Annotated in this window: 20 protein-coding genes; 14 read left to right on the top strand and 6 right to left on the bottom strand. The window is 67.7% G+C overall.

Features of this window, described 5'->3' with window-relative positions; all coding sequences use genetic code 11:
- Positions 1 to 57: 57 nt before the first annotated feature.
- The gene (locus ACP26O_RS31335) at positions 58 to 999 is read left to right on the top strand and encodes a LysR family transcriptional regulator (RefSeq protein WP_175666398.1); all 942 of its coding nucleotides are present in this window, start codon (positions 58 to 60) and stop codon (positions 997 to 999) included.
- A gap of 273 nt (positions 1,000 to 1,272) precedes the next feature.
- Positions 1,273 to 2,244 (top strand): aliphatic sulfonate ABC transporter substrate-binding protein, encoded by a 972-nt coding sequence (locus ACP26O_RS31330; RefSeq protein ID WP_175666399.1) that lies wholly within the window; start codon positions 1,273 to 1,275, stop codon positions 2,242 to 2,244.
- Between the two features lie 106 nt (positions 2,245 to 2,350).
- Here ACP26O_RS31330 and ACP26O_RS31325 read toward each other — a convergent pair whose 3' ends face one another.
- The 3 genes from ACP26O_RS31325 to ACP26O_RS31315 all read right to left on the bottom strand — a co-directional run bounded on the left by ACP26O_RS31325 (position 2,351) and on the right by ACP26O_RS31315 (position 5,065).
- Positions 2,351 to 3,064 (bottom strand): dienelactone hydrolase family protein, encoded by a 714-nt coding sequence (locus ACP26O_RS31325; protein WP_175666400.1) that lies wholly within the window; start codon positions 3,062 to 3,064, stop codon positions 2,351 to 2,353.
- Between the two features lie 312 nt (positions 3,065 to 3,376).
- Positions 3,377 to 3,688, bottom strand: a complete 312-nt coding sequence (locus tag ACP26O_RS31320) for a DUF4148 domain-containing protein (protein WP_175666401.1) — start codon at positions 3,686 to 3,688, stop codon at positions 3,377 to 3,379.
- 411 nt (positions 3,689 to 4,099) lie between these two features.
- The gene (locus ACP26O_RS31315; protein WP_175666402.1) at positions 4,100 to 5,065 is read right to left on the bottom strand and encodes a GlxA family transcriptional regulator; all 966 of its coding nucleotides are present in this window, start codon (positions 5,063 to 5,065) and stop codon (positions 4,100 to 4,102) included.
- A 224-nt stretch (positions 5,066 to 5,289) separates the two neighbouring features.
- Here ACP26O_RS31315 and ACP26O_RS31310 point away from each other — a divergent pair, with 224 nt between their 5' ends.
- The 5 genes from ACP26O_RS31310 to ACP26O_RS31290 all read left to right on the top strand — a co-directional run bounded on the left by ACP26O_RS31310 (position 5,290) and on the right by ACP26O_RS31290 (position 9,676).
- Positions 5,290 to 5,931: an HD domain-containing protein gene (locus ACP26O_RS31310; protein ID WP_175666403.1), complete on the top strand. Its 642-nt coding sequence runs from the start codon at positions 5,290 to 5,292 to the stop codon at positions 5,929 to 5,931.
- Positions 5,932 to 6,237: 306 nt separating this feature from the next.
- On the top strand, positions 6,238 to 6,693 hold the full coding sequence (gene parS / locus ACP26O_RS31305) for a type II RES/Xre toxin-antitoxin system antitoxin (RefSeq protein ID WP_006753033.1): 456 nt from the start codon (positions 6,238 to 6,240) through the stop codon (positions 6,691 to 6,693).
- Complete coding sequence (locus ACP26O_RS31300) at positions 6,690 to 7,169, top strand: RES family NAD+ phosphorylase (protein WP_175666404.1); 480 nt, start codon at positions 6,690 to 6,692, stop codon at positions 7,167 to 7,169. The genes parS and ACP26O_RS31300 overlap by 4 nt, the downstream gene beginning before the upstream one ends.
- A gap of 342 nt (positions 7,170 to 7,511) precedes the next feature.
- The gene (locus ACP26O_RS31295; protein WP_105830306.1) at positions 7,512 to 8,189 is read left to right on the top strand and encodes a heavy metal response regulator transcription factor; all 678 of its coding nucleotides are present in this window, start codon (positions 7,512 to 7,514) and stop codon (positions 8,187 to 8,189) included.
- Positions 8,186 to 9,676, top strand: a complete 1,491-nt coding sequence (locus ACP26O_RS31290) for a heavy metal sensor histidine kinase (RefSeq protein WP_175666405.1) — start codon at positions 8,186 to 8,188, stop codon at positions 9,674 to 9,676. Before ACP26O_RS31295 ends, ACP26O_RS31290 begins: the two co-directional genes overlap by 4 nt.
- On the opposite strand, the gene ACP26O_RS31285 is transcribed toward ACP26O_RS31290, so the two are convergent.
- Genes ACP26O_RS31285 through ACP26O_RS31275 form a run of 3 tightly spaced genes read right to left on the bottom strand, consistent with a single transcriptional unit; the run spans position 9,657 to position 15,828 of the window.
- Complete coding sequence (locus ACP26O_RS31285; protein WP_175666406.1) at positions 9,657 to 11,150, bottom strand: efflux transporter outer membrane subunit; 1,494 nt, start codon at positions 11,148 to 11,150, stop codon at positions 9,657 to 9,659. The genes ACP26O_RS31290 and ACP26O_RS31285 overlap by 20 nt on opposite strands.
- Positions 11,151 to 11,180: 30 nt before the next feature.
- Entirely contained in the window at positions 11,181 to 12,548 is a 1,368-nt protein-coding gene (locus tag ACP26O_RS31280) for an efflux RND transporter periplasmic adaptor subunit (RefSeq protein WP_175666407.1), read from the bottom strand.
- 49 nt (positions 12,549 to 12,597) lie between these two features.
- Complete coding sequence (locus ACP26O_RS31275; RefSeq protein ID WP_175666408.1) at positions 12,598 to 15,828, bottom strand: efflux RND transporter permease subunit; 3,231 nt, start codon at positions 15,826 to 15,828, stop codon at positions 12,598 to 12,600.
- A 268-nt stretch (positions 15,829 to 16,096) separates the two neighbouring features.
- On the opposite strand from ACP26O_RS31275, the gene ACP26O_RS31270 reads away from it, so the two are divergent.
- From ACP26O_RS31270 to ACP26O_RS31240, 7 genes are all read left to right on the top strand, one after another.
- Positions 16,097 to 16,378, top strand: a complete 282-nt coding sequence (locus ACP26O_RS31270; protein ID WP_175666409.1) for a DUF4148 domain-containing protein — start codon at positions 16,097 to 16,099, stop codon at positions 16,376 to 16,378.
- The gene (locus ACP26O_RS31265; RefSeq protein ID WP_175666410.1) at positions 16,375 to 16,650 is read left to right on the top strand and encodes a hypothetical protein; all 276 of its coding nucleotides are present in this window, start codon (positions 16,375 to 16,377) and stop codon (positions 16,648 to 16,650) included. Before ACP26O_RS31270 ends, ACP26O_RS31265 begins: the two co-directional genes overlap by 4 nt.
- A 329-nt stretch (positions 16,651 to 16,979) precedes the next feature.
- Complete coding sequence (locus ACP26O_RS31260) at positions 16,980 to 18,968, top strand: gamma-glutamyltransferase family protein (protein WP_175666411.1); 1,989 nt, start codon at positions 16,980 to 16,982, stop codon at positions 18,966 to 18,968.
- Positions 18,969 to 19,062: 94 nt separating this feature from the next.
- A complete protein-coding gene (locus ACP26O_RS31255) occupies positions 19,063 to 19,485 on the top strand; it encodes a hypothetical protein (RefSeq protein WP_175666412.1) in 423 nt (140 codons plus the stop codon).
- A gap of 245 nt (positions 19,486 to 19,730) precedes the next feature.
- Positions 19,731 to 20,270, top strand: a complete 540-nt coding sequence (locus ACP26O_RS31250) for a hypothetical protein (protein WP_426356438.1) — start codon at positions 19,731 to 19,733, stop codon at positions 20,268 to 20,270.
- 528 nt (positions 20,271 to 20,798) lie between these two features.
- Positions 20,799 to 22,049, top strand: a complete 1,251-nt coding sequence (locus ACP26O_RS31245) for a metallophosphoesterase family protein (RefSeq protein ID WP_175666414.1) — start codon at positions 20,799 to 20,801, stop codon at positions 22,047 to 22,049.
- Between the two features lie 3 nt (positions 22,050 to 22,052).
- The gene (locus tag ACP26O_RS31240; RefSeq protein ID WP_175666415.1) at positions 22,053 to 25,523 is read left to right on the top strand and encodes a YhaN family protein; all 3,471 of its coding nucleotides are present in this window, start codon (positions 22,053 to 22,055) and stop codon (positions 25,521 to 25,523) included.
- The last annotated feature ends 110 nt before the right edge of the window (positions 25,524 to 25,633 follow it).

The following is a 25,633-nucleotide window of genomic DNA, read 5'->3' as shown; positions in this document are numbered from 1 at the left end:
CGGGCTGTGCCGGGGCGGGCGCCGCCGCGAAGCGATTTCAATCCCGGGGACCTGTCGATGGACACGTTACAGATGATGCGCATTTTCGTCCGGGTGGCGGAAGAGGGCAGCTTCACGAGCGCGGCCCAGCGCCTGGACATCACCACCGCCTATGCGTCGCGTTCGGTCGCGCAACTCGAAACGCATCTGCGCACGCGTCTGCTCAACCGGAGCACGCGCCGCATCGCATTGACCGATGCCGGGCAGCGCTATCTCGACCGGTGCCAGCGCATCCTCGGCTATATCGACGAAGCGGAAGCCGAGGCGGCGGATGCGCAGGCGAAGCCGTCGGGGCGCCTGCATGTGCATGCGACCACAAGTTTCGGCCAGGCCTACGTGGTGCCGGCAGTGGTGCGATACCGGCAGCGCTATCCGTCGGTGGCGGTCGAACTGACGCTGTCGCAGCACGTGCCCGACATCATCGACGAAGGTTACGACGTGTCGCTGCAACTGAGCTCGGCGGAGCTGCCCGATTCGGGCCTGGTGTCGCAGCGGCTCGGCGATGTTCATAGCGTGCTGTGCGCGTCGCCCGCTTACCTGAAGGAGCGCGGCACGCCGCACACCGTGCGCGATCTCGAAGCGCATTCATGCCTGCAGATCGTCACGCCGATCTTTCCGCGCGACCGCTGGCATCTCGACGGCCCCGACGGTCGCGAGACATTCGAGCTGCCGCTGCCGGACTTCCAGGTGAACATCGCCGACGCGCTCGGCGCCGCGCTGCGCGCAGGCCTCGGGATCGGCTCGTTGCCGATGTCGAGCGCGGTGCCTGCACTGGCCAGTGGCGCGCTGGTTCGCGTGTTGCCCGAGTACCGGCTGCAGAAGCTGACGGTCTACACGCTGTATGCGTCGCGCCAGTACCTCGACGCGAAGATCCGGACCTTCGTCGATTTCCTGCGGGAATGCGTGCCCGAAATGCTGGCCGCCGACGAGGCCGCGCTGCGCAGTTCCTGCGTGTCCTGAGCGAAAGTGGGCAGCGTGTGCCCGGTTGAATGACGCGGCACACGTTACGTAGTCCATAGATCGACGTTGGTCCGTGCCAGATAATTCGCACGCCGAAATTGATGGTGAAGACGCATAGGCGCGACGTGTCCGAACGATTGCAATCGCGCGATGCACGCCTTTATGAAAGCACCTGCTTTCGATATCGGACTTCGTTGGTTCGGTGCGAAGCGTCGAACCCCTAGAATCGATTCGACTCGCGCTTGCGCGCCTTCCCATCGAACCCAGGACATCATGGCAGATCGACTATCCAGATCCCGCCGCCGGCTCATCCAGGCCGGTCTGGCGCTCGCGGCCGGCGCTGCCGCCCAGCCGCGCTTCGCGCTCGCTGCCGCGGCCGGCGCACGCACGTTGCGCATCGGCTATCAGAAAGGGCCGCTCAGCCTGCTGAAGGCGAGAGGCACGCTGCAGGACAAGCTCGCGCCGCTCGGTGTGAACGTGACATGGACCGAGTTCCCGTCGGGGCCGCCGCAGCTCGAAGCGCTCAACGCGGGATCGATCGACTTCGGCGATGTCGGCGAGGCGCCGCCGATTTTTGCGCTCGCGGCGGGTGCGCCGCTCGTCTACTACGCGCAAACGCCGGCAGGACCCTCGACCGAGGCCGTGGTCGTCGCGAAGGATTCGCCGGTCAGGACCTTCGCGGATCTGCGCGGCAAGCGCATCGCGCTCGTGAAGGGATCCAACACGCACTTCCTGCTGGTCCGCTTGCTGCAGGCCGCGAAGCTCGACCACGCGGACGTCAAGCCGGTCTGGCTCTCTCCGTCCGATGCGCGCGCCGCGTTCGAGAACCGCTCGGTCGACGCGTGGATCATCTGGGATCCGTTTCTCGCCGTCGTCCAGCAGACGTTGGGCGCGCGCATCGTCGCGGATGGCACGGGGCTCGTCGAGAACCGCAGTTACTACTTCACGTCGCGCGCCTATGCGCAGCGCAATGCCGACGTGCTGGGTGTGGCCGTGTCCGAGCTCACGACGGTCCAGCGATGGCTCGATGCGAATCGCGCGCAGGGTGCGGCCGAGTTCTCGAAACTGTGGGGCATTCCGGAGCCGGCCGTGGCGCTCGCGTTCCGCCGTGCGCGCTTCGGTGTCGAACCGGTGACGCGCGAGACGCTCGCGTACCAGCAGCACATCGCGGACGTGTTCTATCAGGCAGGCATCCTGCCGAAACGCGTGGACGTCAGCCAGGCGGCGCCGCCCACGCTCGCGTGACGAATTCGTAGCCGCAAACGACAACGCCACGGATGCAGATCCGTGGCGTTTCGCATGGCGTGTATCGCCGCACGGTGGCGGCGGGTGCCTGCTGTCTGCTGCGGTATTACTGCTGCTGGCCCCAGAGCGTGCGCCCGAAGAACGTCAGCGTGCGATCCCACGCGATCTGCGACCACACCGGATCGAACTGCGTGCCGCCGATGCGGCCGGCGCCGACGGCCGTTTCGTTTGCGAACGCGTGATGCGCGAGATAGCGGTGGAATTCGATGTCGACCTTCGCATCGGTCAGCTTCTTCTCCAGCGCATCGACCTGATCGATCGCGAAGAACGCATCCTGGGTACCCCAGTGACCCATCAGCGGCACCTTGAGCTTCGACGGATCGAGGTAGTCGAGCGGAGGGAAGCCGTACCACGTGACGCCGGCATCGACATCGGCGAACTGCAGCGACAGCAGCGTGAGTGCGCCGCCCATGCAGAAGCCGGTGACCGCCACGCGCGACGCGCGCGTCTTCAGATATTGCACTGCGCCCGGAATGTCCTGCGATGCGGCGTCGCCGAAATCGAGGCCGGTCATCAGGTGGTGCGCTTCTTCCTCCTCGACCGTCGACTTGCCGCGATACAGGTCGGGCACGAGCGCGAAGTAGCCGCAGCGCGCGAGGCGGTCGGCGACGCCGCGGATCTGGTCATTCAGGCCCCACCACTCCTGGATGACGACGACCGCAGGTGCACCTTCGGTCTTTTCCGGCGTCGCGAGGTAGCCCTGCAGTTCCTTGCCGTCGGGGCGGCGAAACGTGATCATGGAACCGGATGTTTGAGACATGAAACCGCTCCTTTTCGAAAAATGCGATGAGTGCGGCATCGGGTCGGCCAGCGAGTGCGGTTGCCCGGTGACTCGAGGTTTCGCTCGCGTTCGCTTCGGCCGGCGCCGACCACGCGGCCATTCTATGCGCAAACGCCGGCCGTCTGCGTGAACGGTTCGGGGCAGCGGCCGAGCCGCGCTCGCGCATCGATCGTGCGTCGTGCAGCGCGCAGGTCGGAGGCACCGAAAACGAAACACCCCGCCCCCGATGAGCGGGAGCGGGGTGTTGCGTCGGCAGCGCGCGGATCGAGGTACGCGCCGCGTGCGTCGGTCTTACTGACCGAAATAGACCGAGTCGCGAGCGGTTTGCTTGACGGCGATCACGCGGCCGGCGCGCACGCCGGCGGCGGCTTGTGCGCCGTAACCCGTTGCGTCGCTGTTCGTCACGCGTGCCTGCGCGGTTTGCAGCGCATTCGGATAGTTGGCGTCGGACGCTTCCGGCTTGTAACCGGCTTGCTCGAGCTGCACGAGTTCCGCGCGGACCTGGGCGCGCGTCAGTTCGCCCGACGGGTTCGACTGGGCGAATGCGCCAGCGGATGCGGTAAGGGCGGTGGCAGCGGCGACTGCGTAGATGAACGACTTCATGGTGACCTCCGGTTTTCGTAGATTTCGCGCTTCGCTTGTTGCGTTCAGCGGTTGATTGCATCGTAGCGATCGCGATACCGGTCGGAAATAGGCGTTCCAGCGAATAATTATTGCAACTGGGTAAACGATTGGCGGGGAGCCGGGTTTTGTCTGAGGATTATTGGCGTGTCGGTGCACATTCGCGCGACGCGATTGGCGATGCTGAATCAGGAACTGGCGCGATCCGGGACAGAGGTGTATTGCAACCGCACGCCGAGCTCGGTCGGTCGAAGGATCAATTAAATCGGATAACGAAGCATTGTTTGCGGGCAGGGAAGTGCGTTTGCCCATCGCTGTGCGATCCCGACCGACTCCGCCTTCTCATGCACCGACGCGAGTATTAACGCCGCATCGTCGCGCATACTGCGTCACTCACTCGTCGACGACCGACTGTCGTTTCCGGTATTCGGCCGGCGTGATCCCGACATGCTTCGCGAACGCCCGTCTGAGCGTATCGACGTTTGCGAAGCCGCATTTCGCGGCGACCTGCTTCGGCGTGTCATGTCCGTTTTCGAGGAGTTGCCGGGCCGCGGAGATGCGGGTCGCTTCGACCCACGCGGCCGGTGTCATGCCGACCTCCGTGCGAAAGAGCCGCGCGAAGTGGCGCGGGCTCATGCCCGCATGCTTCGCGAGCGCGGCCACAGAGTGTTCGAGTTCTGGATGGCTGGCGATCCAGCGTTGGACTTCCTGCAGCACCGAGCGCCCGGCCGGCCGCGCCTCGCCGCTGCGGCTGAACTGAAGCTGCCCGCCCGGGCGCTTGAAGAACATGACCAGTTGCGCGGCGACGCGCCGCGCGATTTCCCGGCCGAGATCCTCCTCGACCAGCGCGAGCGCGAGATCGAGCCCGGCCGTGACGCCTGCGCCGGTGCGCAGCTTGCCGTCGCGTACGTACAGCGCGTCCGCTTCGACCGTGAGCGAAGGATACGCATCGGCGAGCGCGTCGGCGGCGGCCCAGTGCGTCGTCAGGCGTCGTCCTTTCAGCAGGCCGGTCGCCGCGAGGATGAAGGCGCCGGTGCAGATCGAGCCATACCGCTTGCTTTGCACGGCGGCCGAGCGCAGCCATGCGAGGACGTCGGTTCGCAGCGCGACCCCGGCGGTATGCGGCGCACCGGCGACGAGCAACGTGTCGAGGCGATCGGGAATGTCGGGAGCGATCCAGTCGGCCAGCAATTGCGCGCCCGATGACGTGCGGAGCGGCCCCGACTCGCTCGCGATGATCCGCAGCGTATAGAACGGCTTGCCGCACTCGACGTTGGCCTGGGCGAATACGTCGAGCGGCGCGGAGACGTCGAGCAGTTGTACGCCCGGTACCGCGAAAATTCCCACGACCTTCGGCATGTTCGGTTGCGTGTTGTATCGATGTGTCGAACGTGACGCGTAGCAGTATAGACCCGCGATGCAAGGCGACGAGCGGGGCATCGGTGCACTTCGCGGGCTCGATTCGAGCGTTGCGGCAGCGATGGCCGTCGATCGAGTGAAATGGCAGGATTTGGCGTAATACGACGATTGATGCCAATCCCGGGCCTCCCGAAAATGGGTGCTGTCTTCAATGGAGGTCGATCATGACTGTGAACGTCGCCGGCATCACCGTTCCCGATAGCCAACTCGCTCGCGAGATCACCGAACTCGTACGGGATACCGAGTCCGAGTTGCTGTTTCATCATTCCAGCCGCGTCTACTACTTCGCCGCGCTCGCGGGGCAGCGCCGGGGGCTCCGCTACGATCCCGAACTGCTCTATTGCGGCTGCATGTTTCATGACATGGGGCTCACGCATCGGCACAGCAGCGCGTGCGAACGATTCGAAGTGGACGGCGCCAATGCCGCCCGCGACTTCCTGAAGAGCAAGGGCATTTCGCAGCAGGACATCGACATCGTGTGGACAGCGATCGCGCTGCACACCACGCCGGGCATTCCGAAGCATATGCATCCGGTCGTCGCGCTCGTCACTGCAGGGGTCGAGATGGACGTGCTGGGCCTCGCGTATCAGGAGTACAGCGACGTCGAACGAGATGCCGTCGTTCGCGCGCATCCACGTACGCCGCATTTCAAGGAAGACATCATCCAGACGTTCTACGACGGCATCCGGCACAAACCGGACACGACGTTCGGCAACGTGAAGGCCGATGTGCTGGCCGACAAAGATTCGCATTTCCATGCAGGCAATTTCTGCAGCGTGATCCGATCGTCGGCGTGGGCAGGCTGATCGGGACGGGCGTCGGGCGGGGCGCGGGAGGGAGGGCGCGCTCAACGGCGCGTGTCGCGCCTGTCGCTCGCTATTCCTTAGAAAAGTTGTTACGTGACAACCCCATGACGTCGGTGCAGGCCTTCATATCTTGAATTTCACTGCGTCAGCTCCTCCGCAAACCGCCGAGTGCGCCCCCCGCGACCACGGGTAATGGGGCCGAAACGGGCCGCCCGCGACGACGCGCGATCGAACCGGGAACGACAAGAACCCGCCCGCCTTCGGCAAAACGCCTATAATGATTGGGCAAATTGCCGGAGAAGCATCATGAGCACGATCGCGTTTCACCCTTCGGGCGTCGCGCACCCGCGCCAGGCCGAATTCACGATACTCGAGCAACTGCTCGCGATTCGCGTGCGCTCGGGCGCCGATCTCGCCGAGCTGGCCAGCGCGCGCGTCGACGTCGCGGTGATCGATCGGCTGTCCGAGCGCGGCCTGAAGTCGGACGAACTCGCCTTCATCATCCCGCGGCGCACGTTGAGCCATCGCCGCCAGGCGCACGAGCGCCTGTCGCCGGAGGAATCCGACAAGGCGATCCGGCTTGCGCGCATCGTCGCGCAGGCGACGGCCACGTTCGGCGACCAGGACAAGGCGATGGCGTGGCTGCGCAACGGGCTCCAGCGCTTCGGCGGCCGCACGTCGCTCGACATGTCGAGCACCGAGCACGGCGCGCGACTCGTCGAAGAGGCGCTCACGCAGATCGACGAAGGGTATTTCGCTTGACGACGCTGTGGCGGATCAGCAATTACGCCGATCTGAAAGGCATCGGCGGCTTGCGGGCCGGCGGGCGCTGGCACTTTGCCGGGCAGCCCGTCGTCTATCTCGCCGAGCATCCGGCGCTCGCGCTGCTCGAGACGCTCGTCCACTTCGAAATGGCCACCGTTGCGCAATTGCCGAGCGGATACCAGTTGCTGCGCATCGAGGTGTCCGAATCGGTGGACGTTGCCGAGATCGCGGAAGGCGATGCGCCGGCCGACTGGCGGGAGAACGTCGACTGGACCCGCAGCGCCGGCACCGAGTGGCTGCACACGCAGCCGAGCGCACTGCTACGCGTACCGAGCGTCGTCGTGCCGCACGCGCACAACTTCCTGTTGAATCCGCTGCACCCGGCCGCGTCCGACGTCCGCATCGCGGAAGTCATGCAGTCGCCGTACGACAGCCGGATTCTGCGGCTGGTTCAGTCGAACAAGAGCGAGTAGGGCGCGTCGCACCGCGCACGACGAGTGGCAGCAATACGTCGTTCACTCCGCCGCCGCCGCGCGCCGCGGGAAACGGTAGCGCCGACGCGGGCGCCCCCCCGCCGACATCGACCACCATCCCGCCAGCAGCCCTTTACGCGGGAAGCGAACGTGCGGCGCACACCGCGACATGACAAATAGCCGCCGCGTCGTCACGACGTGCGCAACGCCGCGACAGTCAACACGCTGACCCTCCGATTACATTTTCGTAATCGAGCCGTGCCGCTGGTCGGCGAAGCCTTTCGCGCGCCGGTTTACCGGTAACATCGCCGCATATTCCAACCGAATGCGATGGAGCCGAGCATGCGCATCCTGATAGTCGAAGACGAACCGAAGACGGCCGCGTATCTGAAGAAAGGCCTCGAGGAATCCGGCTTCAGTATCGATCTCGCAAAGGACGGCGCGGAAGGGCTGATGCTCGCGCAGGAAGAGAACTACGACGTGATCGTGCTCGACGTGATGCTGCCCGTGCTCGACGGGTGGGGCGTGCTCAAGCGCCTGCGCGACACCCATACCACGCCCGTGCTGTTCCTGACCGCGCGCGACGATGTGCAGGACCGCGTGCATGGCCTCGAACTGGGCGCCGACGATTACCTCGTGAAGCCGTTCGCATTCGTCGAACTGCTCGCGCGCATCCGCACGCTGGCGCGCCGCGGGCCGCCGCGCGAGACCGAGCGCATCGTGGTCGGCGACCTGGAAATCGACGTCGTGCGCCGCCGTGTGAAGCGCGGCACGGCGCGGATCGACCTGACGCCACGCGAGTTCTCGTTGCTGCAGTTGCTCGCGCGTCGGCAAGGCGAGGTGCTGAGCCGCACGCAGATCGCGTCGTATGTGTGGGACATGAACTTCGACAGCGACACCAACGTCGTCGAAGTCGCCATCCGGCGACTGCGCGCGAAGATCGACGATGCGTTTCCGGTCAAGCTGATCCATACGGTGCGCGGCGTAGGTTACGTGCTCGAACCGAAGGACGGTGCATGACGCTCGGTCGATCGCTTGGCGCGACGCTCGCGCTCGCGTTCGGGGCGACGATGCTCGCGGTCTTCGCGCTCGTCGGCACGTACGTGTATACCGGCCTCGAGCGGCAGGTGAGGACGCAGGACGATCTGGACATCGTGCTTGCCGCACGACACACGCGCCGGCTCGCGGGCGAACTCGATTCGCTCGACGCCGTGCGCGCGCACGCGGACCGGCTGACGAGCCAGGTGCTCGGCAACACGGCATTGTCGATGGCCGTGGTCGACGAGCGGGGCAACGTGCTCGCGCGGCACAACGTCAAGCGGAACGAACGCGAGGATCTGCCGCCCGCTGCGTCGGGCACGGGGTCACCCGCACCGCCCGCACCGCCTGCGTTGCCCGATGCCGAGCTGTTTCCGCCCCACGCGACGCCGGTGCCGGCGGCCGAACGGATCACGGTCGACCGGATCGCGACATGGCGCGCCGACGGCGGCACGTCCGTGCGCGGTGTCGTGGCCGGCGCGATGCTGCGCGACGGTACGCAGATTCGCATCGCGATCGCGCGCGACATGAGCGATCGCGCCGAACTGCTCGACGGCTATCGCGACAAGCTGAAGCTCGCCGGCGGGCTGGGCGCGCTGTGCGCGATGCTGCTCAGCTACTGGCTGATCCGCACGGCGCTCGCACCGCTGCGCGAGATCGTCGCGAACACCGGCCGGATCACCGTTGACAAGCTTGACGCGCGGCTCGACGCCGCGCGCGCGCCGCGCGAACTGCGCGCGCTCGTCGATGCGCAGAACGCGATGCTCGGCCGGCTGCAGCAAGCTTTCGGACATCTGTCGCAATTCAGCGCCGATCTCGCGCACGACCTGCGCACGCCGCTGAACAACATGCGCGGCGCGACCGAGGTGGCGCTTGCGCGGCCGCGTTCGCCCGGCGAATACCAGGCGCTGCTCGAATCGAATCTCGAGGAATACGACCGTCTTGCACGGATGATCGAGAACGTGCTGTTTCTCGCGCGCGCCGAACATCCGACGTTCGTGACGCGGCAGCGCGCATTTGACGTGCATGACGAGCTGACGCGCATCGCCGAGTACTTCGAAGGGCTCGCCGATGAAGCGGGTTCGACGCTGCGTGTGGAAGGGCACGGCCAGCTGACTGCCGATGTCGAACTGTTTCGCCGCGCGGTCGGCAACCTGCTCGCGAACGCGCTGCGCTATACGCCTGCGGGCGGCGTCATCGCGCTGAGCGTCGACGAAACGGCGGACGCGGTACGCGTCGTCGTCGAGAATCCAGGCGAGCCGATCGATCCCGCGCTGCTGCCGCGCATCTTCGACCGGTTCGTGCGCGGCGACCCCGCGCGCAGCGGCGGCGTGCCGGGCGGCACGGCCGGGCTCGGGCTCGCGATCGTGCGTTCGGTGATGGAGCTGCACGGCGGCACCGCGCGCGTCGAAAGCGACGCGGCGGGCACGCGGTTCATCCTCATCTTCGTCAGGAACGCTGCGTCTTGATCGCCGTGCCCGACCCGGCGGCGGAAGCGGCGATATCCGCGCCCGCGTGCCAGCCTCCGCCCAGCGCCTTCAGCAATCCGACCGCCGCTTCCATCCGGCGCGCGGCGATCTGGTCGGCCTGACGCCGATTGGTCAGCGCGATCGTCTGCGCGGTTACCACGTCCAGATAGCTGACGGCGCCGGCATTGAAGCGATTCGTCGTCAGCCGCAGCGACAGGTCGGCCGCGTCGGTCGCGCGCTGCTGACTCGCGGCTTCGGACGCGAGCGCATCGAGCGCGGACAGTTGATCCTCCACCTGCTGGAATGCGCCCAGCACGGTCTGCCGATAGTCGGCGACCTCGCCATCGTACTGCGCGTGCGCGCCGCGCAGCGTCGCGCTGCGCCGGCCGCCGTCGAACAGCGTGCCGACGAGTTGCGGGCCGAGCGACCAGAACAGGCTTGGCGCGGTCAGCCACGGCATGAAGAACCCGCTTTCGAGCCCCGCGCTCGCCGACAGCACGAGGTCGGGGAAGAACGCGGCGCGCGCTTCGCCGATCTGTGCGTTCGCGGCCGCGACGCGACGCTCGGCAGCGGCGATGTCAGGCCGTCGTTCGAGCAGTTGCGACGGCACGCCGGCCGGAATGGCCGGCACGTCGAACGCTTGAACGCGCGGCGGCAATGCGAACGTCGATGCGTTCTCGCCGACGAGCGTCGCGATCGCATGCTGGAGCTGCGCGCGCGACGCGTCGATGTCGGTATCCTGCGTGCGCGTCGCTTCCAGTTGCGTTTCGGCTTGTGCGACGGCGGACGCATCGATCGCGCCGGCTGCGAGCTGCTGTTGCAGCAGCTTCAGCGCATCCGCATAGGCCCGCACCGAGTCGTCGAGTAGCTGCTTTTGCGTGTCGAGCGAGCGCAGCGCGAAATAGTCGGTCGCGAGTTCGGCCGTGACCGACAGTTTGACGGCTTGCAGATCGGCCGCACTCGCGTCCGCGTTCGCCTGCGCACCTGCCACCGCATCGCGCACGCGGCCGAACACGTCGGGTTCCCAGCTTGCCGCGACGCCGACCTGATGGTCGGGTGTCGTCTTGCCGGCGAGTGACGAACCCAGCTTGTTCTGCGATATGCGTGAACGGCTTTGCGCCACGCCCGCCGTCACGGTCGGCAGAAACCCCGCATGCTGGTAGTCGACCGTCGCGCGCGCTTGCTCGAGGTCGGCAACGGCTTTCTTCACGGTCTGGTTCGACACGTCGACGCGCGCTTCGAGCGCGTTCAGATCCGCATCGTTGAACACGGTCCACCACGCGCCGCGCGACGCGGCATCGGCCGGCGCCGCGACTTGCCAGCCCGGTTGCGCGGCCGGCGCGCCGGCATAGTGCGTGGGCACCGCGACGGTCGGCGGCGAATAGGGCGGCAGCGTCGAGCAAGCGGCCAACGCGGTGACAACGCCGAGCGCGACGACGCGGCGGGCGAACGGGAGCGGGTGAGGAAGGCGCATGGCGGGAATCTCGCAGGTAGGCATGGCGGGTCAGGTGCGGGCGTTCGAGGCAGGCGCAACGGGCGCGGAGGCGGGCATGGACGTCGCCGCGCGTGGCGCTGACGGCGCACCGCTCGCCGTGGCCGATTGCGCGGCCGGCGCAGCGGCCGGCACCGCGCCGTGCTCGACCGATACGATCTTCACGGTTTCGCCGTTTGCGATCGAATCGCCCGGGTTGTCGATCACGCGATCGGTCGCGCCGAGCCCCGCAACGATCTCGACATGCGTGCCGAAATCGCGCCCGATCTGCACGGTCTTCAGCGCCGTGCGTCCATTCGCGTCGACCGTTGCGACCGTCACGCCGTTCGGCCGGTACAGCAGTGCACTGACCGGCAACTCGAACGCCGGCGCCGCGCTCGGCACGAGCAGGTGCGCCTGCGCATACGCGCCGGGCAGCAACGCGCCGTCGCGATTGTCGACGTCGATCTCGACGCGCAGCGTGCGCGTGACCGGGTCGATCGCGCCCGCGCTGCGGGCGACGTGCGCGGCGAAGCGCCGCCCCGGATACTGCTGCGTGGTCAGGTAGACGGCCGTGCCGGTGGAGACGCCGGTCGCGCTGTCCTGCGGCACGTCGACGAACACGCGCAGCGTATCGGTCTGCTCCAGATGGAACAGTTCGCCCGACAGCCCGGGGCTGCCCGGCGTGCCGCCCGCCGTGACGAGCGTGCCGACGTCGACGTTGCGCGCGGTAATCACGCCGTCGAACGGCGCGGTCACGGATTCGAACGACACGAGCTCGTTCAGATGGGCGGCATTGGCCTGCGCGGACGAGAGCATCGCGCGCTTCGCGTTCATGTCGGCCACCTTCGTGTCGGTGTCCTGCTGCGACACCGATTGCGTCTTCAGCATGTCCTGCCAGCGCAGCGCGGTCGATTTCGCATAGTCGTAGTTCGCTTGCGCGGTCGCCGCGTCCGCGCGCGCCTGGCGCAGCTGCGCGTCGAGGTCGGGCGCCGTGATCTGCGCGAGCGTTTGCCCGGCCTTCACATGCGTGCCGATGTCCGCGCTCCAGTGGGCGATGTAGCCGCTCGTGCGCGCGTAGATCGACGCTTCCGCATACGGCGTCACGGCACCCGGCAGCGTGAGTGTCTGGTCGGCCGGTGCGGCGCCGGGCTGGAGCACGGTCACCGGCAGCGCCTGCTGTGCCGCCACCTGGTGGCGCTGCGCGGCGCGCGCGTCGACGCGCGGCACGATGCCGATCGCGAGCAGCGCGGCGGCGACGGCAATCGCGGCAAGCGGGACGGCCAGCTTGCGCCCGCGCCGGGGCGGCGGTGTTTCCGGCGCTGCGCCGCGCGCGGCAGGTTGCATCGTTTCCGGTTCGGCAGCCGGCGGCGGGGCGAGAGGTTCGGTCGTGTCGTTCATGATGAGTTCGATGTCGGGCGAGTCGTAGGGAATCGGGATGCGTGCTTGATCAGCGCACCACCGGCATGTCCTGCGCGGGGCGGGCGTCGGCCGCTTCGCGGCGTCGGTCGAGCCACGCGTGGATGAAGCCGAACAGCACAGGTACGAACAGCAGAGTCGACAGCGTGCCGAACGCCAGCCCGCCGATCACGGCACGGCCGAGCGGGGCATTTTGTTCGCCGCCGTCGCCGAGGCCGAGCGCCATCGGCAGCATGCCGATCAGCATCGCGAGCGCGGTCATCACGACCGGACGGAAGCGGCTGAATCCGGCCTCGAGCGCGGCCTGCCACGGTGATGCGCCGCTCGCGATCAGCTCGCGCGCCGCGTTGACGACGAGGATGCTGTTCGCGGTCGCGATGCCGATGCACAGGATCGTGCCGGTCAGCGCGGGCACCGACAGCGTGGTGCGCGTGACGAACAGCATCCACGCGATGCCGGCGAGCGACGCGGGCAGGCCGCCGACGATCACGAGCGGGTCCAGCCACGACTGGAAGTTGACGACCATCAGCAAGTAGACGAGAGCGATCGCGATCGCGAGCCCGCCCAGCAGCCCGGCAAACGATTCGTGCATCGCCTGAACCTGGCCGCGCAGCACGATCGACGAACCGGGCGGAAGTTGCGCGCGCGCATCGTCGACGAGCTTCGTCACGTCGGCCGTGACGCCACCCAGATCGCGCCCCTGCACCGACGCGAAGATGTCGAGCACGGGCTGCACGTTGTAATGCGACACCACGGCCTGCTGCGTCGCGCGCGAGAATGCGCCCAATGCGCCGAGCAGGTTCTGGGCGGCCGCGCCTGCGGCCGGACCGCCGGCGGGCGTCTGCGGCGGGCGTGCGGCACCCGTCGGCAGCGGTATGTTCGCCAGCGCCTGCAGCGAATCGACGGAATATTGCGGGGCCTGCACGATCAACGGATAGCTGACGCCGTTGCGCGGATCGAGCCAGAAGTTCGGCGTCGTTTGCGAACTGCCCGACAGCGCGATCAGCAGGTTCTGCGCGACGTCGCGTTGTTCGAGGCCGGCCTGAATCGCCTTCGTGCGGTCCACGTCGACATTGATCGCCGGCTCGTCGCCGGGCTGCTGGATGCGCGTATCGACGAGGCCGCGCACGCCGCGCAGCTTGGCAAGCAGCGCATTCGCCACCGCGCGGTTCTGGTCCAGCTTGTTGCCGACGATCTGGATGTCGACCGGCGCGGGCAGTCCGAAGTTGAGAATCTGGCTGACGATGTCGGCCGGCAGGAACGCGAACGTCACGCCCGGGAACGATTGGGCGAGCAGGTTGCGCAGCTTCGCGACATACGCTGCCGTCGGCGCATGGTTCGGGTTCAACGTGATGTTCACGTCCGCATCCTCGGTGCCGATCGGGTCGGACGAGTCGTACGTGAGGTTGATCCCGCTCACCGGCACGCCGATGTTGTCGAGCATGCCGGCCAGTTGATTCGCCGGAATCACGGTCCGGATGCGCGCTTCCACTTCGTCGGTGAGGCGCGCGGTTTCCTCGATCCGCGTGCCGGTCGGGGCGCGCAGATGCAGACGGATCTCGCCCGTGTCGATCGACGGGAAGAAATCCTGGCCGGCGAACGCGAACAGGCCGGTCGATGCGGCGCACGCAAGCAGAAACGCGGCCGCGAAACGGCGGCGATTCGAGATCGCCGCGGACAGCAGCGCGCGATAGCGCAGCCGGACCGCCTCGAAGCGACGTTCGAACGCGGCCTGGAATCGTGCGATGCGCGCGAACACGCCGCGCGGCGGGCGGCCTTGCCCCTTCGCGCGCATCAGGACCATGGCGAGCGTCGGCACCAGCGTGCGCGAGAAGAAATACGACGCGACCATCGCGAAGATCACCGCTTCGGCCAACGGCACGAACAGGTAGCGCGCGACGCCCGTGAGCATGAACATCGGCACGAACACGATGCAGATCGACAGCGTCGACACGAAGGTCGGCACGGCAATTTCGCCCGAACCGGTCAGAATCGCGTCTTCCAGCGGCGCGCCGCGTTCGAGATGATGCGTGATGTTCTCGATCGCGACGGTCGCGTCGTCGACGAGTATCCCGACCGCGAGCGCGAGCCCACCGAGCGTCATGATGTTGATGGTCTGGCCGAGCGCGCCGAGCGCGAGCAGCGACGTGAGCACGGCCAGCGGAATCGATACGGCGATGATCAACGTCGCGCGCCAGCTGCCGAGGAACAACAGGATCATCAGCGCGGTCAGGCAGGCGGCGATCAGCGCTTCACGCACGACGCCCTGGACCGCCGCCTTCACGAACACCGACTGATCGCCGAGCGCGGAGATGTGCAGCGCTTTCGGCAAGCCGGCCGCGATCTTCGGCAGCATCGCCTTGACCTGGTCGATGATCGTCAGTGTCGACGCGCTGCCGGTCTTCTCGACGGTTAGCAGCGCCGCGCGCTTGCCGTCGACGCGCACGATGTTGGTCTGCGGAGCGTAGCCGTCGCGAACGTGCGCGACGTCGTGCACATAGACCACATTGCCGTCGATCGTCTTGACGGGCAGGTTGTTCAGCGCGGCGACCGTCTGCGTGCTGCCGTTCATCTGCACGTTGTACTCGCGCGTGCCGATCTTCGCGGTGCCGCCCGGCAGGATCAGGTTCTGCGCGTTGATCGCGTTCACCACGTCGATGGGCGCGAGCCCCTTCGCCTGCAGCGCGCGCGTGTCGAGGTCGACGACGATCTGGCGAATCTTGCCGCCGAACGGCAGCGGTACCGCCGCGCCCTGCACGGTCGCGAGCTGCGTGCGGATGAAGCTGTTGCCGAGGTCGTACAGTTGCTGTTCGGCAAGCGTGTTGCTCGACAGTCCGAGTTGCAGGATCGGCACCGTCGACGCGTTGTACGTGATGATGTTCGGCGGCAGCGTGCCGGGCGGCAGGATCCGCAGGATCGACGCGGAATTGCTCGCGGCTTCCGCGATCGCGCGATTGATGTCCGCGCCGGGGTGGAAGAAGATCTTCACGACCGACACGCCGTTCAGCGACTGCGATTCGATGTGCTCGATATCGTCGACGTCCGACGTCAGCGCGCGCTCGTAGTTGGACGTGATGCGCTTGGCCATGTCCTCGGCGGAAAAGCCGTTGTACGACCAGACGATGCTGACGACCGGAATGTCGATGTTCGGGAAGATGTCGGTCGGCATGCGCAGGATCGCGAGCGGTCCCGCGATGAAGATCAGCAATGCGAGTACGACGAAGGTATAGGGCCTGCGCAGCGCCAGCCGGACGATCCACATGATTTTTTCCTCGAAGCAGGGCATGGGTGCCGCATTCGATGCGGTGAGCATGCAGTCTGCTGGCGCGGCGTTGACCCGATGCTGACCTGAACATTACGAAACTGTTATCCGGGCGCGGGCGACGGATTTCAAAGTTGTCATCTGGCGGTCAGCGTGGGGTACGGGTCGATCGCCAGAATGGACGTGTCAGGCGGCGAATCGCGATTGCGGTCCCGCCGGCGGCGCATCGACGATGCGTCTTCATTGAACCGTTCTCGGGAGTTTCATCATGAATCGCAAACTGATCGCAGCCGCACTGCTCGCCGTCGTCGTCGGAACGCCGGTCGCCGCTTTCGCACAAACTTCGTCGTCCGGCGTGACCCGTGCCGAGGTGATCGCCGATCTCGTTCAGGCAGAACGCGACGGCATCGTGCCCACTTCGAACTCCGACTATCCGCCGAGCGCGGCGACGGTCGCACGCAACCGCGAGCTCTACGCGATCGCGCACGGTGACCCGCGCACCGCCATGGCCGGCGCGGCAACGACCGTATCGACCGCGAGCGCGCAATGAAGCCGGGGAACGTGACGAAGCTCCGTTCCCGGATGGTGGTCGCCGCGTTGCTCGCGGCGACGGCCATGCCGGCCTTTGCGCGCGGGCAGCCGGAATTGCCGAGCGACGACGGCGGCCGTGCGAGTGTGCTGCGCGAGCTCGATCCGACGCGGGTGTCGGATGACGCGCGGTCGCGCACGGCATCCGCCTCCGCCTCCTCGAATGGCGGCGGCAACGCACACAGGACTGCGGCGACCTGGCCGGTCCGAGCCTCGTCGAGCCCCCAGGGGTGATCCGGGGTGCTGGCTCGAGATTCTTTTCACGCACGTACGTCGAAGTCGGCGCGACAGTGAGCCGCGACGGTGTAACCCTGTCGCGCGTCGGCTATCACCAGGTCAAAAAGATGTCGTGCGGATTGGCACGGAAGACCGCCGCATAACCGCCCGCGCCGTCTAGCAAGCCCGTGCTTGCTGCGCCGCGCGATGCGCCGCTCACATCGCATCAATTCCTTATTGCGGAAAAAAATCCGGTCATGGGACTATCGATCGCGTTGTCCGCCCGCCGAGGGGCGGCGCCGTCAGTGTGACGAACGCGCAACGACCTACGAGAATCCCGAGAGACCATGAACAGAACCGCGCTTTTCCCGTACGTGTCCGCACTGGTCGCCGCCGCCCTGATGACGGCGTGCGGCAGTGACGAAATCGAAAGCAACGCGGGCGCCACGTCGCCGCCCGCGCCCGACACGAGCTGCCTCGCGATCGACAGCAGCGGCTCGACGGTCGTCGTGGGCTCGAACCAGCCCGGCGATCCGTCGCTGCCGGAAGCCTCGTCCGGCTACCGCACCGGCATGAAGCCGGTCTACGCGAAGCGGTACCTCGTGGCCACCTCGAACGCGTATGCAAGCGCGGCCGGTTGCGCGGTGCTCAAGCGCGGCGGCACGGCCGCCGATGCGGCGGTCGCCGTGCAGGCCGTGCTCGGCCTGACGGTGCCCGAGGCGACCGGCCTCGGCTCGGGCGGCGTGCTGCTCTACTACGATGCGCGCAGCAAGACGCTGCAGGCGTACGACGGACGGGAAACGGCGCCGGCGGCGGCTACCGAGAACTACCTGCGCTATGTCGACGACCAGAACGACCGGTCGGCGCCGCAACCGAACGCGCGTGCAAGCGGCCGTTCGATCGGCACGATCGGCGTACCGAGGCTCATCGAGGCGTTGCAACAGGATCACGGCAAGCTGCCGTGGCAGGGGCTGTTCGGCGACGCGATCACGCTCGCGAACAACGGCTTCCCGATCGGCGGCCGGCTGGCCGATGCGATCGCGTTGAACGCCGCGAACCTGAAGCGCGATCCCGAGGCCGCCGCGTATTTCCTGAAGGCGGACGGCACGCCGAAAACGCTCGGCACCGTGCTGAAGAACCCGGCTTACGCGCACACGCTGACGCTGATGGCGCAGTCCGGCGCGAACGCGCTGTACACGGGGCAGATCGCGCAGGACATCGTCGCGAAGATCGCGACGACGCAGGGCGCCGACGGCTCCACGATCACGCCCGGCAAGACGACCGTCGCCGATCTGGCCGCGTACCAGGCGAAGCGTCGCGACCCCGTGTGCACGACCTATCGCAGCTACTGGGTATGCGGGATGCCGCCGCCGTCGTCGGGCGGTATCGCGGTCGCGTCGGCGCTCGGCATTCTCGAGAACTTCGACCTCAAGTCGCTGAAGCCGACGGCGATCGATCTCGAAGGCGGCAAGCCGACCGTCGCCGGCGTGCACCTGATCACCGAAGCCGAGCGGCTCGCGTATGCCGATCGCGACAAGTACGTGGCCGATACCGATTTCGTGCCGCTGCCGGGCGGCACGTGGGACACGCTGCTGAACAAACCGTACCTGAAGTCGCGTGCCGCATTGATCGACACGAACCACAGCATGGGCACCGCGCAGCCCGGCAATTTCGGCGCAGTGCCGCTGGGCGTCGACGCGACGCTGATCGAACACGGCACGAACCATTTCACGATCGTCGACGCGGACGGCAGCGTGCTGAGCGCGACGACGACCGTCGAGTCGAGTATGGGCTCGTTCCACATGACCAACGGCTTCCTGCTGAACAACCAGCTGACCGATTTCTCGGCGAACCCGCTCGACAGTGCGGGCAATCCGGTGGCGAACCGCGTGCAGCCGGGCAAGCGGCCGCGCAGCTCGATGGCGCCGACGATCGTGTTCGGCACGGCCGCGGACGGCTCGCGCGGCGATTTCGTGATGGCTACCGGTTCGCCGGGCGGCGGTACGATCCCGCAATACGTGGTGAAGACGCTCGTCGGCGCGCTCGACTGGGGGCTCGATGCGCAGCAGTCCGCGGGCCTCGTCGACTTCGGCGCGAGCAACAGCCCGACGACCAACATCGGCGGCGAGCATCCGAACATCAATGCGACGAACAACGGCGCGAACGATCCGCTGATCGCGGGCCTCGTCGCGCTCGGGCACAAGGTATCGACCTCCGCGCAGGCGAGCGGCGTCAACACCGTGATGCGCGTGACGGTCGGACAGTCGCCCGCGCTGCAGGGCGGTACCGATCCGCGTCGCGAAGGCGTCGTGCTCGGCGACACGTTCAAGCCGTAAGCCGGCGGTAGCGGAGCATGGCGTGCGGCTCCCGTCTGCCGGTCGCGGTGGATACGGGGCCGCGCGTCGCCGATGCCGAACGTGAACGCGGCGCATGGCGGCAACGATCGATCAACAGAACGACCACGCATCGTGGCAAGGGGCCGCCGTGACGAACGCGCATCTGCTTGAAATGGACGCCGTCCTGTCGGCCCCGGGTTTTTTCGATTTCCTCGGCGACCTCGATTGCGATCGCGCGCTGGCCAGCCGCGACGCGGAGCCGTTCGACGCGCGCTGGATGACGGCGTTCGACGAAGTCGACGGTGAACCGGGCGCCCCGCTCGACAAGCGGGCGGTGGATGCGCTCAGGGAAAAGGCGTTCAGGCTGGCGTTCCGCGCATCGGGGAATGCCGACATCGCGGCGTGCGTATCCGACGACATCGAGCTGATCGCGCGAAGCCGTTCGTCGGGCCGCACCGACGGCTGGCCGACCGAGATTCTTTGGGATGCCTACAGGAATGGCCGCTTTCCCTGCTAGCCGCGCGTTGTGCCCGGCGCGCCGATGCATGCCACCGGACGGCGCCAGTCACGGGCCGATTTCGATGTTTGTCAAACAATGTGAGTCAATCGTCAGCATTTGCAACTGAAGTAACAGTCCCCGCAATTCGACGGTTTTGGGCGTCGGCGCCGCTACATTAGCTCCACCTGCCGCACGTCGCGGTGAGGCATGCGACCAGCCGCGGAACGCGGCCCGCAGCAACAACGTCTTTGGGGAGAATGACCATGAACAAGATTCGCACGATTCTGCTTGGCGCCGCGCTGACGGCAATCGCATCGGCGGCTTTCGCACAAACGGCCCAGACGGGCGCTGAGGGTTCCGCCGGCGTCGGCGCACAAGTCCAGACGCCGCTGCTCGGCGGCGGCGTGGGCGTGCAGGCTGGCGCGGGCGCCAATGCCGCGGGCTCGGGTGCGGGCGCAGGCAACGTCGTCGGCGGTGCGCTGAACGGCGTGGGCAAGACGGTCGGTAGCGTTGGCTCGGCGGCCGGCAACACGGTCGGTGGCGCGACGCAGGCAGTCGGCTCGGCCGCCGGTTCGGCGAAGGACGCGGCGGTATCGGCCACGCACGCGACGAAGTCGCACGTGAAGCACGTCGCGAGCTCGGCGAAGAGCCATGCGCAAGGCGCGGTGTCGACGGCAGGCGATGTCGCCGGCGGCGCGAAGGCAAAGGCCGGCGAAGCGCTCGACGGCGCGGCGAACTCGGTGCAGGGCGGCGCATCGGTCGGCGTGAAGGGTTCCGCGTCGGCACAAGGCGGCGCGCTGTAAGCGACCTGCTTCCCGCACAGGCCCGGCCCGCTTCGATGCGGGCCGGGCTTTTTTTATTGATGCGCCGCGCATGGTGACCGGAAATGTATGCCGCGGACCGAACCGGCGGTCCGTGTACGCTCTGCCCATTGCCTGCATGCCATGCTTAAATAGCGGGGCTCTCGTTCGCCGGGCCCTCCCGGCGTGGTCGGGTAACATGCCGAGGCATCACGAATTCGAAGTACGGCGAGACGGCGAACGTCGGTGTGATCGGCATCGCATTGTTCGCGCGGAAGGAAAGCGACGACGACGCGCTGCGTCGCCACGCGAATCCGTTCCCGGGCAACGACAATAGCTTTGCACTGCCGCCCGTGTGCCCGTGCGGCGAGTGACGCGGCGCGATGAACATCTCCGTCGTCGGCGTGCCGGGCCGGCACCCGCTTTCAGGTACCATCCCGACCCGCTGGCGACGGGCGGCCGTGCCCGGCGTTCGAATCGCGCACGATGCCGGTCGACATCGCCCCTTCGTCATGAAACAGAGGAATCTTCGTGAAGTTCATCCACGCGGCAGACATTCACCTTGACAGTCCGTTGCACGGCCTGAGCGCGTATCCCGACGCGCCGGCCGCGCAGTTGCGCAACGCGTCGCGCGAGGCGCTGCGGCAACTCGTGGATCGTGCGATCGAAGAGGAGGTTGCGTTCCTCGTGATCGCCGGCGACCTGTACGACGGCGACTGGAAGGACCACAACACCGGCATTTTCTTCGGCCAGCAAATGGGCCGCCTGCGCAAGGCGGGCATTCGCGCATTCGTGCTCGGCGGCAATCACGATGCCGAAAGCGAGATGACGAAGAAGCTCACGTTGCCCGACAACGTCACCGTGTTCGGCCACCGCAAGCCGGAAACCCACCGGCTGCCGGAATTCGACGTGGCGCTGCACGGGCAGAGCTTCAAGGACAAGGCCGTCGTCGACAATCTCGCGATCGGCTATCCGGACCCGGTGCCGGGTCACTACAACATCGGCGTGCTGCACACCGCGCTCGAAGGCTATGCGGCGCATGCGAACTATGCGCCGTGCACGCTGGCCGAGCTGCACGCGAAAGGCTACGACTACTGGGCGCTCGGCCACGTGCATGAGTTCCAGCACTGGTCGGGGCCGTCGAACGTCGTGTTTCCCGGCAACCTGCAGGGCCGCCATATCCGCGAGACGGGCCGCCGCGGCGCGGTGCTCGTGACGATCGAGCAGGGGCGCACGCACCTCGAACGTCTGTACCTCGACGTGTTGCGCTGGGAAGCCGTGTCGGTCGACGCGTCCGATTGCTTCACGGTCGCCGACCTGTCGAGAAAGATCGGCCAGTCGCTGGAGGCGCTGCTGAACGTCGATGGCCACGTGCCGCGCGCGGTGCGCGTGACGGTCACGGGGCGTACGCCCGCGCACGGCCTCTTTTTCGGGCGTGCGCCGCAACTGCGCGCGGAGGTGCTGAACCAGATCGGCATCATCGGCAACGAACGGCTGTGGCTGGAGAAGGTCCGGCTCGCGACGTCCGCGCCCGAGCAGCCGCAAGGCGAGAGCGAGCAACTCGAGGCGCTGGAGGATCTCAAGCAGATCCTGGCCGATGCCGCGCACGATCCGGATTTCCTCGCGCTGCTCGAGCGCGACCTGAAGCCGTTCATCGGCAAGGTGCGCAGCGACGTGAAGGAGGAAGTGCCGCTGCTGACGCTGGCGCGCGGAGGCGAACTCACGGCGCTGGTCGAGCAGGTGGGCCCCGCGTTGCTCGCGCGGCTGGCGAGGGGGGAATAAGCGATGCGCATCAGCCAGCTCGATCTGATCAAGTACGGCAAGTTCACCGACGAAACGCTGCGCTTTCCGTCGGCCGGCCAGGATTTCCACGTGATCGTGGGGCCGAACGAGGCCGGCAAGTCGACGATCCGGACGGCCGTGTCGGAACTGCTGTTCGGGATGAAGCTGCAGACGCCGCTCGACTTCCTGCATGCGACGCCCGAACTGCGGATCGGCGGCGTGCTGGAGAGCGGCACCGGCGCGCTCGCGTTTCATCGCGCCCGCGGGCGCAGCCCGCTGCGCACCCCCGCCGACGACAAGCTGCCGGACGACTATCTGAACGCCATCCTCGACGGCGCGACGCGCGAATTCTTCGAGCAGATGTTCGGGCTTGACCACGGTCGGCTCGTCGACGGTGGCCGCAGCATACTCGACGCGTCCGACAAACTCGGCCAGGTGCTGTTCGAATCGGCGGCGGGCGTCGGCACGCTCGGGCCCGTGCGCGAGGAACTCGACGCGCGCGCGGGCGAGCTGTGGGCGCCGCGGCGCAGCGGCAGCGCATTCGCGCAGGCGGAGACGTCGTTCAACGAGGCGGTCGGCGAACTGAAGGCGGTCCAGGTGCGCACGCGCGACTGGGTCGATCGCAAGGAGGCGCGCGATGCGGTCGAGCAGGAGATCGAGCAGGCGCGCACGGAGCAGCGCCGCCTTGAAGCGCTGCGCTCGAAGCTCGAGCGCGTGCGGCGGCTGGCGCCGTACCTGAAGGAATTGACGATCAAGGAAGCGGCGCTTGCCGAACTGGGCGCCGTCGTCGAATTGCCGCCGACCGCGTACGCAGACCTGCTGAAAGCGCAAGGCGATCTCGCGGCCGAACAGAAGGTGCTCGAGGAGCGCCGTGCGGACCTGCTCGCGAAACGGCAGGCGCGCGATGCGATCGATCCGGATGCCGACGCGCTGGCGCTCGAAGGCGACATCGAAGCACTCGACCGGTTGCGCGGCGCATGCATGAATCACGCACAGGATTTGCTGTTGCTCGGCGCGGACGTCGAGCGGCATCTGTCCGCCGCCGGTTCCGCCGCGGCTCAGCTCGGCTGGCCGACCGACGAGGCGTCGCTGCGCGCGGCACTGCCGAGCGCGCTGTCGCTGAAGACGGTCGCGAATCTGTTGCGCGATCACGGCGCGCTGCATCAGGCGCTGGCCGGCGCGCGCGAATCGCTCGACGAGCGCACGCAGGAACTCGCGCAGGCGCAGGAACAACTGGCGCGCCTGGCCACGGTCGATGTGCCGGAAGTGCTTCGAGCGGCGCTTGCCGACGCGCAGGGCTTTCGCAGCAGCGGCCAGCGCGAACAGGCGCTCGAACGCGACATCGCCGCCGCGGAGCGCGCGCTCGCCGATGCGCTCGATGCGCTGGGCCAGTGGCGCAAGCCGGTCGACGCGCTGCGGGTGCTCGATGTGCCGTCGGCGGCGCGGCTCGGCGCGCTGCTCAACGAAGCAAGCGAGCGCGCGAGCGCGGCGGCGGCCGCACGCGACGCGCGCGACAGCGCGCAGGAGGAACTCGAGCGGCTCGAACTGCAGGAGAAGCATTTCGCCGAGACCCACAAGGTCGTCACGACCGCCGAGGTACAGGCGGCGCGCGCACGCCGCGACGGTGCGTGGGGCGACATCCGCAGCGGCGCGGTCGATCTCGCAACGGGTGCGCCGGCCGTCGACGATGCGATTCGCCTCGCCGACGAACTCGTCGACGCGCAGCTCGGCGCCACGCAAGCGGCGGCGACATTGCAATCGCTGCGTCAGCAGGTCGAGTCCGCCCGCGCCGTATTGACGCGCCGACAGGCGGCAGTCGACGAGCGTGAGCGCGAGCTGGCCGCGCATCGCGACGCATGGTCCGACCTCGCGACGACGGCCGGCGTGCCCGGCATGCCGCTGGCGGCGATGGGCGACTGGCTCGCGAAGCGCGACACGGTGTTTGCCGCGCAACTCGAGCTTGATCGCCAGCGCCGTGACTTCGAGACGATCCGCGAAGCGCGGGCCGGCGCGGAAGCTGCGTTGCGTACGGCGCTCCGTGTGGTATCGCGCGGCAGCGATGCTGACGGGCTGGCGGCGCTCATCGCGATCGCCGAGACGTTCGTGCAATCGGCCGAGAAGACCCTCGCGCAGAAGGACAGCCTGGAGGACCGCGCGCGCGAAGCCGAACGCGGATGCGCGACGGCCCGTTCACGCGCCGGCCAGGCCCAGGCGGCCTACGATGCGTGGCAAGCACAATGGCGCGATGCGCTCGCCGACGCGAAGCTGTCAGCGAATGCGGTGACGCTGGCTGCGGCGGAAGGGGCGCTCGGGCTCGCGAATGCGGTGACGGCCGAACTGGCCGGCGCCGATGCGCCGCGCAACCGGATGGCCGCGATCCGCGCGGAGCTGGCTGCGCTCGAGGCCGGCGCACGGCGGCTGGCTGAAGCGCTCGAGCCCGCATGGCTGGCGAGTGGCGACTGGCTGGACGTTGCGCGCCGGTTGACGATGCGCGTGGCGGCCGCACGGGAAACCGCGCGCGCGATCGATCGTGCCGACGAGGCGGTGCGGCAGGCCGACGGCAAGCTCGCCGATGCGGCCGCCGCGGTGGCGGGTGCGGATGCGCGCATTCAGCCGTTGCTGCAACTGGCTGGCGTCGCGTCGATCGACGCGGCGCTGCCGCTGGCCGAGCGATCGGATCGACAGCGCCAGCTTCGGCAGGCTGTCGATGCCGCGAAGGAGGCGCTGGTGCGCGATGGCGACGGGTTGTCCCAGGCGGCCGTCGAGGCCGAGGTCGCGGAACAGGACATCGCCGACGTGCCCGCGCATCTCGAAGCAGTGAAGCAGGCGCTCGGCGACGTCGGCCAGCGCCTGAACGCGCTCGCCCAGCAACAGGTCGTCGTCCAGCAGGCATTCGGCGCGATTGACGGCCAGGCGAGCGCGGCCGTGGCCGAGGCGAAGCGGCAGGAAGCGCTGGCCGCGATGGGCGACGCGGCCGAACAGTATCTGGAAGCGGCGACCGCGAGCCGTCTGCTGAAGTGGGCGACCGATCGCTATCGCGACCAGAAGCAGGGGCCGATGCTGCGCCGGGCGGGCGAGATTTTCGCGGGGCTTACGCTCGGCGAATTCGCGCGGTTGACCGTCGACACTGAACGGACGCCGCCCGCGCTGTACGCGCGGCGCACCAAGGGCACGTCGGTCGAGGTCGCCGGCCTGAGCGAAGGCACGCGCGACCAGCTGTTCCTCGCGCTGCGGATCGCGGCGCTCGAACTGCAACTCGCCAGCCGGACCGCGCTGCCGTTCGTTGCCGACGATCTGTTCATCAACTTCGACGATGCGCGTGCGAAGGCGGGGCTCGAGGCGCTGCGCGATCTGTCGACGCGGACCCAGGTGCTGTTCCTGACACACCACGATCACCTGCTGCCGCTCGTGCGGGACGTATTCGGCGCGCAGGTCAACGTGGTCGGGCTGCAGCGTGAGGTAGCCGGCGCATGACGCCGGGCGCCCCGATGTTCCCGATACATGGGAATGATCGTCGCGTACAGGTAGTATGTGCGGTTCCGAAACGGACGCGACCGGTTCTGCCGGCCGTAGTCCGGCCACAC

Origin of the sequence: Burkholderia sp. R-40 (assembly GCF_049942845.1) — a bacterium.
Lineage (GTDB): Bacteria > Pseudomonadota > Gammaproteobacteria > Burkholderiales > Burkholderiaceae > Burkholderia > Burkholderia ambifaria.
The sequence above is the reverse complement of the archived record's forward strand: the minus strand, read 5'-3'. Positions and strand labels throughout refer to the sequence as shown.

Coding starts and splice junctions, on each gene's coding strand:
- ACP26O_RS31280 (WP_175666407.1), bottom strand. CDS start 12,548: ATGAACGACACGACCGAACCTCTCGCCCCGCCGCCGGCTGCCGAACCG.
- ACP26O_RS31260 (WP_175666411.1), top strand. CDS start 16,980: ATGAACAGAACCGCGCTTTTCCCGTACGTGTCCGCACTGGTCGCCGCC.
- ACP26O_RS31255 (WP_175666412.1), top strand. CDS start 19,063: ATGGCGGCAACGATCGATCAACAGAACGACCACGCATCGTGGCAAGGG.
- ACP26O_RS31310 (WP_175666403.1), top strand. CDS start 5,290: ATGACTGTGAACGTCGCCGGCATCACCGTTCCCGATAGCCAACTCGCT.
- ACP26O_RS31290 (WP_175666405.1), top strand. CDS start 8,186: ATGACGCTCGGTCGATCGCTTGGCGCGACGCTCGCGCTCGCGTTCGGG.
- ACP26O_RS31250 (WP_426356438.1), top strand. CDS start 19,731: ATGAACAAGATTCGCACGATTCTGCTTGGCGCCGCGCTGACGGCAATC.
- ACP26O_RS31325 (WP_175666400.1), bottom strand. CDS start 3,064: ATGTCTCAAACATCCGGTTCCATGATCACGTTTCGCCGCCCCGACGGC.
- ACP26O_RS31335 (WP_175666398.1), top strand. CDS start 58: ATGGACACGTTACAGATGATGCGCATTTTCGTCCGGGTGGCGGAAGAG.
- ACP26O_RS31315 (WP_175666402.1), bottom strand. CDS start 5,065: ATGCCGAAGGTCGTGGGAATTTTCGCGGTACCGGGCGTACAACTGCTC.
- ACP26O_RS31330 (WP_175666399.1), top strand. CDS start 1,273: ATGGCAGATCGACTATCCAGATCCCGCCGCCGGCTCATCCAGGCCGGT.
- ACP26O_RS31275 (WP_175666408.1), bottom strand. CDS start 15,828: ATGTGGATCGTCCGGCTGGCGCTGCGCAGGCCCTATACCTTCGTCGTA.
- ACP26O_RS31270 (WP_175666409.1), top strand. CDS start 16,097: ATGAATCGCAAACTGATCGCAGCCGCACTGCTCGCCGTCGTCGTCGGA.
- ACP26O_RS31265 (WP_175666410.1), top strand. CDS start 16,375: ATGAAGCCGGGGAACGTGACGAAGCTCCGTTCCCGGATGGTGGTCGCC.
- ACP26O_RS31295 (WP_105830306.1), top strand. CDS start 7,512: ATGCGCATCCTGATAGTCGAAGACGAACCGAAGACGGCCGCGTATCTG.
- parS (WP_006753033.1), top strand. CDS start 6,238: ATGAGCACGATCGCGTTTCACCCTTCGGGCGTCGCGCACCCGCGCCAG.
- ACP26O_RS31285 (WP_175666406.1), bottom strand. CDS start 11,150: ATGCGCCTTCCTCACCCGCTCCCGTTCGCCCGCCGCGTCGTCGCGCTC.
- ACP26O_RS31320 (WP_175666401.1), bottom strand. CDS start 3,688: ATGAAGTCGTTCATCTACGCAGTCGCCGCTGCCACCGCCCTTACCGCA.
- ACP26O_RS31240 (WP_175666415.1), top strand. CDS start 22,053: ATGCGCATCAGCCAGCTCGATCTGATCAAGTACGGCAAGTTCACCGAC.